General features: G+C 45.7%; 8 protein-coding genes. 4 read left to right on the top strand and 4 right to left on the bottom strand.

Annotated elements, in window-relative coordinates; genetic code table 11:
* Positions 1 to 240 precede the first annotated feature (240 nt).
* The gene (locus ACS8E3_RS08450; RefSeq protein WP_439243195.1) at positions 241 to 2271 is read left to right on the top strand and encodes a hypothetical protein; all 2031 of its coding nucleotides are present in this window, start codon (positions 241 to 243) and stop codon (positions 2269 to 2271) included.
* 52 nt (positions 2272 to 2323) lie between these two features.
* Positions 2324 to 4213, top strand: a complete 1890-nt coding sequence (locus ACS8E3_RS08445; protein WP_439243194.1) for a hypothetical protein — start codon at positions 2324 to 2326, stop codon at positions 4211 to 4213.
* 84 nt (positions 4214 to 4297) lie between these two features.
* Here the strand turns inward: ACS8E3_RS08445 and hutI are convergent, their stop codons facing one another.
* The 4 genes from hutI to hutU form a co-directional block, all read right to left on the bottom strand.
* A complete protein-coding gene (hutI, locus tag ACS8E3_RS08440) occupies positions 4298 to 5593 on the bottom strand; it encodes an imidazolonepropionase (RefSeq protein ID WP_439243192.1) in 1296 nt (431 codons plus the stop codon).
* Positions 5594 to 5726: 133 nt separating this feature from the next.
* Positions 5727 to 6782, bottom strand: coding sequence for a formimidoylglutamase (gene hutG, locus ACS8E3_RS08435; protein ID WP_439243190.1), 1056 nt, complete (start codon positions 6780 to 6782; stop codon positions 5727 to 5729).
* A 37-nt stretch (positions 6783 to 6819) separates the two neighbouring features.
* Positions 6820 to 8382, bottom strand: a complete 1563-nt coding sequence (gene hutH, locus ACS8E3_RS08430; RefSeq protein ID WP_439243188.1) for a histidine ammonia-lyase — start codon at positions 8380 to 8382, stop codon at positions 6820 to 6822.
* 73 nt (positions 8383 to 8455) lie between these two features.
* The gene (hutU, locus tag ACS8E3_RS08425) at positions 8456 to 10171 is read right to left on the bottom strand and encodes a urocanate hydratase (RefSeq protein WP_439243186.1); all 1716 of its coding nucleotides are present in this window, start codon (positions 10169 to 10171) and stop codon (positions 8456 to 8458) included.
* 252 nt (positions 10172 to 10423) lie between these two features.
* On the opposite strand from hutU, the gene ACS8E3_RS08420 reads away from it, so the two are divergent.
* Together ACS8E3_RS08420 and ACS8E3_RS08415 are read left to right on the top strand one after the other, a co-directional pair.
* Positions 10424 to 11209 carry a UTRA domain-containing protein gene (locus ACS8E3_RS08420; protein WP_439243184.1) on the top strand — a complete coding sequence of 262 codons (786 nt, stop codon included), beginning with the start codon at positions 10424 to 10426 and terminating at the stop codon, positions 11207 to 11209.
* Between the two features lie 175 nt (positions 11210 to 11384).
* Complete coding sequence (locus ACS8E3_RS08415) at positions 11385 to 11711, top strand: GNAT family N-acetyltransferase (protein ID WP_439243182.1); 327 nt, start codon at positions 11385 to 11387, stop codon at positions 11709 to 11711.
* Positions 11712 to 11844 lie beyond the last annotated feature (133 nt).

The following is an 11844-nucleotide window of genomic DNA, read 5'->3' as shown; positions in this document are numbered from 1 at the left end:
AAATTAGATAAGAGTTTTATACTTAGTTCAAAAAAGTATTTACCTTTTTGAGTAATATCCTCTAAACTTGTTGCTATATTACTCAATCGTAATGTTTTGTATGTTAATTAAATGCAGTATGGTTAAATAAAACAATTATAAACGGCGTTATAAACTATCTTTTACTTAACGTTATATTCATTCTAATAGATGTTGAGTGTGTTTAGTACGACATTACTTAGCCTCGAAAAAGGAATTTTTATGTCATTTATCGACCCGCGCAAGCCGTCATTTTCGTTATCAACGCCTGTGCCGCAATCATCGACCATAAAATATAAATGGCTATCTCGAGTCAGTTATACTTTGCTATTAGCGAGCAGCGCTGTAGTTATGGCTGGTTGTCAGTCTAATAAGACGTTAGATAGTTCTGCTAATAGCTCCGCTGCACTTATCGATTTTAGCGTCACCGATCCCGCTACCATGCAGGCGCAAGGTAAGGCTTTTAATCAAAGCATACAAGCACAGGACGAGCGCTATCAGCAACTGTTTGACCAAGCCCGCTTTCCTAATAGTGATAGCCAAGCTAAGCGCCATCTACTAAGTGCTATTCGTCAGCATTTAGCGACCGAGCATGTCGCTGTGGCCCAAGCTAATTATAATGCTGTTCCTTTTATCGACGCTGACAGTATAGACGCCGGCTCTACAGGGCTACTCAGAACGATTCTTGAAGTTTACGCCTATCGGGAAGAGCAAGAGAATAATGACGATGAAACTGATAGCTACGATTATAGTGACAGCCAACAAGAAGCAGATACTGTATGGATCGAAGACGCAGAAGATCCTGATAAGCAATATGCTGATTATGTTGAACAAGAAGCGCAAACCTCACTTAACGATTACGATGATGTCGTCGTATACGAATCTGAAGCTGCAACAGAGGACACGAGAGTAGCGGCAGACTTTAAAGTGGCATATGAAGTGGACGGTATTGAATATGACCGCGATGGTTACGACATCGACGGTTATGATGAAAACGGCTATGATAGGGAGGGCTATGATTACTACGGCGACAGGACAGAGGACTATAAAGAAGACAGCGGCAATACTAGCTTCCGTGAGCGCATAACCGATAATAATCCAAAAGATTGGCTGACAGATTTTGAGGCGATGCAAGAGGCCAAACAAATCGAAAAAGATAATTCAAACAACCCTGGCGTCGATCCGGCCCAACCCTCCACTCCTGGCGCTATTAGTATGGTCTTAAGCATGCTGCATAAAACGCCCGAGCAGGTCGCTGCTGCAAATGCTTATCAGTACAAATACTTAACCTTCAATAGCGTTAGTCAATATTTGCCAAAACAGCGCCAATTCAAGACAGTCTACAGCTACGATTATACCGCACCAACTATTAGCTCATCGGTGCAGTTGCCGTTAGCTTTTGACTTTAATACGAGCAAAATCACAATAGATCCAGCGGCTATTATGCCGATAGTTGCCTTGGCTAATCCTGAAGATACGCCGACGCAAATGACCGCGCATACAGTGGATTTTGGTTTGCCAGAGGCTATCACCTCGCAGCTACCGACTGCGGTTATCTATGATGCTGCTATCAATGCTATGCAAGCAAGCATGGCAGAATTAGCGCCCGAACACTTCAGCGCCGTTGATATCCGAGAAGATAATTTTGCTAAACAAGTGGACGCCGCGCGCGCAATAAAAGTCAACTTTGGCAGCAAACAAACCGGCGAAATCGTCGGCAAAATGCTCAAATACATGAGCCAGTCTCTGCAGCAATACGTCGATGCCAATCCCACTCAGTATCCAGATGACGCTATGTTAAAAAAGGCGATAGATAAAATACAAGTCTACAATAAAGGCTATCAGAGTGCTGATGTTGGTGCCTTATTGCAGCTGGTAGAAGCTATTGTGCCTATCTCCTTTAATCAAGTGAATTACTATTACCTCGATAGCTCAGACAAGCTGTTAGCTAAGCAGCAACGGATCAATATCGGTGGCGATTTAATGGGCTCAAACACCACTGTATTGAACCAAATACGTTATGACCGCAGCAGCTTTGAGAGTAGTAAATTAACCCCGCTATTGAACCAAACATTTGGCGCAAACACGCCTCCAGCAATCGATGGTAATGCTTGGCTTGCCGAGCAGCGTCAGCGAAAAGATCGTCTTGAGCAAGCTCGCTACGCACGTTATGACTATGATTATGATGGTGGTTATGACTATAAGAATGCTTACGACCGTAGTTCTGATAGCGCTACTGAGGCCGCTGATTGATGTAGAACATAGCAATTTTGGAATCAGTATTAAGCTTTTTTAAGGATAAAAAATGAAAACTCAATTCAAGCCATTAGCGTTATCTTTAGCTCTAAAACCTATCATGTCTAAACGCTCGCTATTGGGTAGCGCTTTATTGATTAGCAGTGTGGCGCTGACGGGGTGTCAATCAGTGGGCACTAATCCACAAGGTGAGATCAGTCTTGCGGCCAGTCAAGATGCTGCAAAATCAACCCTAGAAACAGCCCTAAAAAAACAGCGTCGTAGCTCGTTTAGTTATCACAGTAACATTGAGATCAGCAATGAACAGCAATTTTTAAATATAAATAAGACCCAATTGGTGGCATCAGAGACTGCTGCGAGATATTGTGAAGAGACCCATGATCAAGCCTACGCTGACTTAGTTGCCCAAGCACAAGCGCAAAACCTAGAGCTATCAGCACTCCAGTATAATCCTCAGCGCACCGCGCTTAAAAATGAGTATTTGGCGTGTGCGCAAGCCTATCGAGCTTGGGACGCAAATAAAGCTGATGACTATGATAGTTATGATGGTAGTTATGAAGATAATTATGATAGTTATAATAACTATGGTGATGAGGCTATAGCTGAAGCCAGTGATGAGCTCTATGCTTCAGAGCTAACTGTCGAAGGTAGAGGGAATGAGGGTGCAACTATTATTGAAACCAGTACTATAAAAGGCAACCGTCTTAATGAGACAAAGTATAACGGTACTTCACAAAACATAAGCCCTTATTATCAGCAGCTATTTGACAACTATGACAACAAATCAACACCGCTAGATATCAAAAAAGCGCAATTACTTGATGCATATTTACTCAAGCCATTATCTATCAACGCCCAAGGCGTCTATCAGCCTCTAGCCGGTAGGTTCACTATGCTGATGAGCGCTCAGTATCAAGGACGTAATAATCATACAACTATCAATCAGCCTATCTATGTCGATTTTAAGACCGGTAATATCTATCTGTGGGTCGACAACTTTGCGCTGCTGACCTCAGAGTTTGCCGATGACAAGCTTGGCACTCAGTGGCACAACAAATGGCTACGCTTAGCGATTGATGATGGTAGCTTGCCCAAAGGCTTCGGTAAGTCAGTCATCAAAGCGCACTTTGAAGCTTTAGATCGCACTTATGAAGCGGCGCCCGTAAGTCAGTTTGATTATGTTGCGCCTACGACTTTGGCGACTCTATCCCCCAAACTGCCTAAGCCGCAGCTAAATACCATGCAGCAAACGCCGCAAATCATCCGCCGCGTACAAAGCGCTGAGAGTTATGAGCAGTTTTATAAGGATTACGTCAGTATCTTTTATGAGCTGATTACCAATCAATACCCTGAACTCGTTCAAGAAGACAAGGCTTATGAGCTAGGCGATCCTCGGCCTGATGCGACTAAGCTCACCAGTAAAGTACTCGTTCAGCAAGCTTTATCCTTAATGAAAAATGTCACCGATCAGCAAGCAGATAGTATTGTCAGTGAAGTGTTCGAAGGTTCGGCGCGTTCGGAGAACGAATCGATGGATAGTAATGATGCAAATCAGCAGCCGACCATTCAGCTGTTATATGGCCTAAACGGGCGCGGGCAAATACAGTGGCAGCATCAACGCAACCAATATGCAGACCCTGAAAAAGCCAGTGAAGGGCTGACTGTAGATGTGTTACAGCAATATATGCCCGTCTCCTCGGTTAGTGCTTTTCCAAATTTACCGGCTGACAGACAAATCCCTAATGCTAGTAATAGCGTCGATATTAGAAAGTACGGGCGCGAGCTGATGGAATACTATCGCGCGGGTAATGGCACTGCTGTTGGTAAGATGGTCTACAATACACTACCTATTAATAAAGCGCTGTATTTCTCAATGATTGAGCAAGCGCAGTATCAACAGGCGAACCTAGAAGCTGCTGAAGAAGATAGTGTGGAGTAGTCGTTTTAACTACCAAGCTGCTAAGCATAAAAAAGCCTTGGCGCTATTTAACGATAGCACCAAGGCTTGTTATATTTCTGCCAACTAGCGCCATTGGCCTTGGTACATAGCACCTATAATAGGGTTGAGCCCGATCTGATAGGCAAGATCAGCAGGACGGGCAATATCCCATAATACTAAGTCTGCATCACAGCCAACAGCGATTTTGCCTTTATTGTCTAATCCTAGTGCTTTGGCCGCATAAACCGTAGCTCCTGCAAGCACTTCTTCTGGCGTTAAATAAAATAGCGTACAGCCCATATTCATGGCTAGCAGTAAAGAGGTTAGGGGTGAGGTGCCAGGGTTACAATCGGTTGAGATGGCCATAGGGACTTGATGTTTACGCAGCGCGTCAATCGGTGGCAGCTTGGTATCACGCAGGGTATAAAATGCGCCTGGTAATAACACCGCTACAGTATCGCTGGCTGCCATCTTCTCAATATCAGCTTCTGATAAGTGCTCTAGATGATCGCTCGATAGCCCTTGATAGTCAGCAACTAACGCACTAGCGCCTATGTTGGAGAGCTGTTCTGAATGCAGTTTGACGGGTAGATCAAGCGAGCGTGCTACCTCAAAAACGCGCTTCATTTGCTCACTACTAAAAGCAATTCCCTCACAAAAGCCATCGACGGCATCGACTAAGCCCTCGCTATGCAAGATGGGCAACCACTCGCAAACTTGCTCGATATACTCATCCGGACGATCTTTATACTCTGGTGGCAAGGCATGCGCGGCAAGATAACTGGTGCTGACATGAAGGTTATATTTCTCGCCAAGCTGACGCGCGGTGGTGAGCATCTTACGCTCAGTCTCAAGATCAAGACCATAGCCGGATTTGATCTCAATACTGGTTACACCCTCGCGCATTAATGATAGCAGACGCTTCTCACTTTGTGTAAATAGCTCATCAACACTAGCCTCACGGGTCGATTTCACTGTCGAGACAATACCGCCGCCTTGCTCAGCGATGTCTTGGTAGCTTGCACCATGTAAACGCGCTTCAAACTCATTGCTGCGGTTGCCTGCATACACGAGATGGGTATGGCAATCGATCAGACCTGGCGTTATCCAAGCGTTATTAGCGTCATAAACTTGCTCGTTTTGATAGCTAGAAAGACAGCTTGATATCGCATCTTGCGTCCCAATCCAAGCAATTTTTCCATTGTTAATACCGATAGCGGCGTTTACTAGCTGACCGTAAGGGGTATTGTTGCCGTCACCATCTGTGCTTATATCAAAGCCATGCTCCGCCGAAAAAGTAGCGAGATTGGCATTGATAATAAGGCTATCAAACGATTTCATAGTGTCATCATTGTTTGTTTGCTTGGTAGAATTAGTCATCATGTGCTCCTGCTTATTTTAGTTTAAAGCTAGTGCGTTTATAGTTTTCAATAAAAAGTGGTAGGGTGCATTCCATCCATTATTATCATAACTTTTGGCTGGTGCTTAGAAATCACCCCGCACCTAACTTATTTTAATTTGACGGTAACAGATGCCTCTCAACGATAGTCGCTAATAGACGTGCAGCGACTTTACAACTGCGGTTATCGACATCATAAGTCGGGTTAATTTCAGCGATATCGGCCATTTTAACTTTGCTGGATGCCATAATAAGTTTGACCGCGCGCTCAACAAAGGCCAAATCGATACCATAAGCGGCCGGAGCGCTGACCCCGGGCACCACGCTTGCTGGCAGGCAATCCATATCAATGGTTAAATAGATAATATCGACGTTATTAATAAAGGTTTCTATTTGCGCCGCAATTTTTTTCCATTTTTTATTAGCGCAATCTTCATCGCTAATGATTTGCACGCCTAAATCATCGGCACGATCAAATAGGGCAGCCGTGTTTGATAATCGGCTGACACCAATGCAGCAGTAATGAAAAGGTTGGTTAAAAGCTTGTAGGTGCTCAGCGATTTGCCGAAAAGGCGTACCGGATGTGGCAACATTAGAGGCACGAATATCAAGGTGCGCATCAAAATTAATGATACCGATAGTAGGCATCGCCTGAGCCTTTATCTGATCTTGATTATTATGCTTTATTTGCAGCGCTTGCCATAGGCCCAAAAAGCTACCATAGGCGATAGCGTGACCACCGCCAAGCCCGATAGCTAGACTGCCTTGTTTGATAATACTAGTGACCACATCGGCATAGCGCTGCTGCGCTTCCTCTAAAATCTGCTCAGCAAACTCATCATTATCATCGCATTCGACGTTGCCAGCATCACCCAATAAGGTTGGCAACTCGCCATCAAAGTTATCTTGCAATGCACTGATAACAGGAAGACTGGCAAAAGTACTTTTTAATAGCGGCGGTGCTGCCCTCGCGCCAATGCGGCCTTGATTACGGCGCACGCCTTGATCGCAAGCGAAACCTACTAAAGCGATGTGTTGGCTTGTTTTATCAAAAGTATAAGGCTGAGCAAGCTGATACCAATAGCGGGCGCGCTCCGTTTCAAACGGTTCGCTACGACCTGTCCATAGGCTCATATCCGCAGCTACGTGATGAATAGCAGTATTAGTCATTGATGATACCCTTTTAACTGATAAAAGTTTAACTGACTTACTCAGACAAATACCACTGATCGCGCAGCTCTGACCAATGCTCGGTTAAGGTACGCGTCAATACAATCTGCTTAGCCGCTTCAATATCAGGCGCAAGATAGCGGTCTTTATCATAAAAGCTCACTTGCTCGCGCAGACGCTGATGCGCTGTTTGTAAAGGCTTCGAGGTATCAAGGTCCTGACGGAAGTCAATACCTTGTCCTGCTGCTAACAGCTCAATGCCAATAATAGTCGCCGTATTTTGTACCATCTCATACAGTCGGCGCGCACAATATGTCGCCATCGACACATGGTCTTCTTGATTAGCAGAAGTTGGGATACTATCCACGCTACCCGGATGGGCGATAGATTTGTTTTCTGAAGCCAGCGCCGCGGCGGTCACATGGGCAATCATAAAGCCTGAGTTCACCCCAGCGTTCTCAACCAAGAATGGCGGCAAGCCTGCTGACAAAGTGGCATCAATTAGTAGGGCGACTCGGCGCTCAGACATCGAGCCTATCTCAGCAATCGCTAATGCCAAAATATCAGCAGCAAAGGCCACCGGCTCGGCATGGAAGTTACCGCCTGAGATAGCTACTGGTCCATCTTCGTTATTGAAGATCAGCGGGTTATCGGTCACCGCATTGGCTTCGATGAGTAGTGTTTGTCCCGCTTGATTGATAATATCTAAGCAGGCGCCCATCACTTGTGGCTGACAGCGCAAGCAGTAGGGATCTTGTACGCGATCGTCTTGCTCACCGTCATGAGAGGCACGAATCGCGCTACCTTCAATCAAACTTCTATGCGCTTGCGCGATCTGAATCTGGCCATGATGACCACGCACTTCATGAATACGTGCATCGAACGGTGCATCTGAACCTTTGGCCGCATCGATCGACATCGAGCCGACGATAGTAGCGGTCTCTAATAAATCACGCGCGTGGAAATAACCCCGCAGCGCTAGAGCGGTTGAGACTTGCGTACCATTGATCAGTGCCAGACCTTCTTTTGCTGCAAGGGTGATCGGCTCAAGACCATGCTGTGCTAGGGCGTCGGCGGCTGGTACTAGCTCGCCTTTCACAAACACTTGCCCTTCACCCATAATCGCCAGCGTCATATGCGAGAGCGGTGCTAGATCACCTGAAGCGCCAACTGAGCCCTTAGCTGGAATATGCGGAGTGATTTGGTTGTTAATTAAACCAAGTAAGCTATCGACAACGAGGCGGCGCACGCCTGAGACGCCTTGCGCGAGACTGGCAACTTTCATTACCATGATCAGTCTGACCACGTCAGCAGGTAAGGCCTCACCTGTACCTACTGAATGCGAGATAATCAGATTACGTTGTAGTAGCTCTAATTGCTCATCGCTGATGCGGGTCTTAGCGAGTAATCCAAAGCCGGTGTTAATCCCATAAGCGCTCTTATCACGAGCGATGATAGTACGAACGTCTTCGTGTGAGGCGTCGATAGCGTCATAAGCACTATCAGGTAGGGTTAGCGTTACGGGATAATCATAAATATCACGTAACATAGCAAAGCTAAGCTGACGGGGCGTTAGGGTCATTTTCTTTATAGTGGTCATAAAAGCTATCCTAATAAGTAGGTTTTTTGAATTTTAAATAATACGATTGCTTTGTGGGGTAGTCGACTAATACCTATTTAATCATCGGCAAATTCAGACCATAGTCTTGCGCCGTTTTAATAGCTAGCTCGTAGCCGGCGTCAGCATGACGCATCACCCCTGACCCGCAATCATTAACCAGCACGCGGGATAAACGTTTGGCTGCTGCATCCGTACCGTCAGCGACGATCACCATGCCTGAGTGCTGAGAGTAGCCCATACCGACGCCGCCGCCATGGTGCAGGGATACCCAAGTGGCGCCGCCTGCAACATTGAGCATAGCGTTTAGGAGCGCCCAATCAGAGACTGCATCCGTGCCATCTTTCATGCTCTCAGTTTCCCTGTTGGGGCTAGCAACCGAACCGGTATCTAAATGATCACGGCCGATGACAATAGGCCCTTTTAGCTCACCATTTTTAACCATCTCGTTGAACGCGAGGCCTGCTTTGTCGCGCTCACCAAGTCCCAACCAGCAAATACGCGCAGGCAGACCCTGGAAGTGAATGCGCTCTTTTGCCATATCGAGCCAACGATGGATGTGCTGGTTTTCAGGGAATAGCTCTTTGATCTTTTGATCGGTCTTAAAAATGTCCTCAGGGTCACCGGATAACGCCACCCAGCGAAACGGGCCTTTACCTTGGCAGAACAGCGGACGGATATAAGCGGGCACGAAGCCTGGGAAGTTAAAAGCGTCTTTAATGCCTTCATCAAAAGCGACCTGACGAATATTATTGCCATAATCTGTCGCTGGGACTCCCATCGCTTGTAAGTCAAGAATCGCTTGCACATGCACCGCGCAAGACTGTGCCGCCGCTTTGGTCAGTGTTTCGTATTGACTTGGATCTTCTTGCGCCGCTTTCCATTCTGCAACCGTCCAGCCACTAGGCAGGTAACCATTGATTAGATCATGCGCAGAAGTTTGGTCAGTGACTAGATCAGGTTTTATCTCGCCGTCTTTGGCGCGCTTAACCATCTCTGGCAGGAGGTCGGCGGCATTGCCGAGCAGGGCGATAGAAATAGCTTCGCCTGCGGCAGTATGCTCTTTAATGAGCTTATAAGCATGGTTGAGATCGTCAGCTTGCTTGTCGACGTAACCGGTACGCAAACGAAAATCAATACTCGACTGTTGGCACTCGATGTTCAGTGAGCATGCGCCAGCAAAAGTCGCGGCCAAAGGCTGCGCGCCGCCCATACCGCCAAGTCCCGCAGTCAATATCCAACGCCCGCTCCAATCACCATCATAATGCTGTCGACCTGCTTCCACAAAAGTCTCATAAGTACCTTGCACAATGCCTTGAGTACCGATATATATCCAGCTCCCCGCGGTCATCTGCCCATACATAAATAGGTCTTTACGATCCAGCTCGTTGAAATGCTCCCACGTGGCCCAGCGCGGTACAAGGTTGGAATTGGCAATGAGTACGCGTGGCGCGTCTTCATGGGTTTGAAACACGCCCACCGGTTTGCCTGATTGCACTAATAATGTCTCATCGTCTTCTAACTCTTTTAAAGATTCTAGGATTTGATCGTAACTTTCCCAGTTGCGAGCAGCGCGGCCAATACCGCCATAAACGACTAGACTTTTTGGGTTTTCGGCGACATCAGGATGCAAGTTGTTTTGTAGCATACGAAAAGGCGCTTCAGTGAGCCAGCTTTTACAATGAAGCTCACTTCCTGTAGGTGCGGCGATTTCACGGCTGTCGTCACGACGAGTAAAGGTAGGGATTTGCGGCGCAGATTGAGTAGTCATCATCGTTCCTTATGATTGTCTAAAGAGGAGTTTCGGTAACCATAAAATAATTACGCTATAAATATTAGTATGAATAAGTTGTATATACAAATTATCAAGAATTAAATTGGCTTGCAAGCACTTTTTATAATTATTTATTCTGTCAAAATCGTACGATGATGGTTATAGTAAAGCTCATAATCTGATGAGGATGTTTTCGCAATGAAGGTGGATGACCAGTAATAACGGTGTTAAGTAATGGGTATAACTAAAATGAAAACTGAAAAAACAAAAAAAAGTCCGGCGTATCAGCGTATCAAAACAGCGATTTTGCACAATATTCATAGCGGTAAATGGCAGGCAGGAGAGGCGATATCTACTGAAATGGCGCTAGCAGAAGAGTTTGGTGTGTCGCGGATGACAGTCAATCGAGCGCTAAAAGAGCTCAGCGAAGAGCGGGTACTTGAGCGCAGACAAGGGTCTGGCACCTTTGTGGCACAGCAGCAATTTAACCATACTTTTGTAGAGGTGCGTAATATCGCTGAGGATCTAAAATCAGCCAATCACGACTATCAAGCCCAAGTGGTGAGCAAACGTAGTATTACCCAAGAGACCTTAGCAGAAGCGCTACCAGAAGAATTGCGCGATAAGTTTGACTATACCGCGGCAAAGCCTAAGCAGAATAATAGCGCTCAGTTAGCAAAAGAGGATCTGTCGCAAGCGCTGGTATATGAAGTGAAGATTATCCATCTGGCTAATGATCTACCGATACAGTTCGAAGAGCGCTGGGTCGCGGCCCAGCAGTTGCCTGACTTTATAGAGCAAGATTTTAGGGTAGTGAACACTAGCGACTATCTAATTGAGCAGATTCCGTTAGAGCGAGGAAGCTACACTATTCAAGCGCTAGCAGCGCCTAAAGATATTGCCAAAGCTTTGCAAATAGCCCCTGATTCGCCAACTTTAATGCTACAGCGCCAGACTTATTCTGCAGGCAAGGTGCTAACGGTGGTAAAGATGTGGCATGCCGGCGAGCGCTATCAGTTCGCAGGAGAGCTATGATTAGTGATGACTGCTGTTTCAACTCTAAAACAAACGCTTATTGCTGTTATCAAGATAAGAGAGGTTAAGCTATAAAAAGCATACAATTAACGTACTATAATATCTGAGCTGTTGTTGACATAAGCTGCTAACATAAATTGGCGTGTTAAATCCAAACCATAAAAAGAGGATAATAATGTCAAATCAAGGTGAGATGAATTACGAAGTTATTGATAATAAAGATAAAAAACGTTTTGAGATTCATATCGATGATCAAATTGCTTTAGAGGACTATGAGTTCTTTACCACTTCTCAAGGCGAGAAGGGTATTGAGTATAAGCATACTGAAGTACCTGATGCGCTTGGCGGTCAAGGTATCGCAGGCTATTTAGTCAAATATATCTTAGAAGATGCAGCGGCAAAAGGCTTACGAGTCAAACCCACCTGTCCTTATGTAAAATCTTATATCGACAAGCATCCAGAATATCAAGCCAATTCGGTATTTCATGACGCAACAGCTTAAGATCAAAGCGAAATAAATAGTACGATAGCAATAGTCGATAAAAAAGCCATGACGAATTGAACTGACCCCCATAAGTTGGACACAACTTATGGGGTATTTTTATGCGTTACGACCTAGACTTTAAGATGCAAGT

Origin of the sequence: Psychrobacter sp. 2Y5 (assembly GCF_051847375.1) — a bacterium.
Taxonomy (GTDB): domain Bacteria; phylum Pseudomonadota; class Gammaproteobacteria; order Pseudomonadales; family Moraxellaceae; genus Psychrobacter.
Note: the sequence above shows the minus strand (reverse complement) of the source record. Positions and strands in the feature narration are given on the sequence as shown.

What these genes read in the sequence shown, in the direction of transcription:
- ACS8E3_RS08450 (WP_439243195.1), top strand. Translation starts at nt 241, where the DNA reads ATGTCATTTATCGACCCGCGCAAGCCGTCATTTTCGTTATCAACGCCT.
- ACS8E3_RS08445 (WP_439243194.1), top strand. Translation starts at nt 2,324, where the DNA reads ATGAAAACTCAATTCAAGCCATTAGCGTTATCTTTAGCTCTAAAACCT.
- hutI (WP_439243192.1), bottom strand. Translation starts at nt 5,593, where the DNA reads ATGACTAATTCTACCAAGCAAACAAACAATGATGACACTATGAAATCG.
- hutG (WP_439243190.1), bottom strand. Translation starts at nt 6,782, where the DNA reads ATGACTAATACTGCTATTCATCACGTAGCTGCGGATATGAGCCTATGG.
- hutH (WP_439243188.1), bottom strand. Translation starts at nt 8,382, where the DNA reads ATGACCACTATAAAGAAAATGACCCTAACGCCCCGTCAGCTTAGCTTT.
- hutU (WP_439243186.1), bottom strand. Translation starts at nt 10,171, where the DNA reads ATGACTACTCAATCTGCGCCGCAAATCCCTACCTTTACTCGTCGTGAC.
- ACS8E3_RS08420 (WP_439243184.1), top strand. Translation starts at nt 10,424, where the DNA reads ATGAAAACTGAAAAAACAAAAAAAAGTCCGGCGTATCAGCGTATCAAA.
- ACS8E3_RS08415 (WP_439243182.1), top strand. Translation starts at nt 11,385, where the DNA reads ATGTCAAATCAAGGTGAGATGAATTACGAAGTTATTGATAATAAAGAT.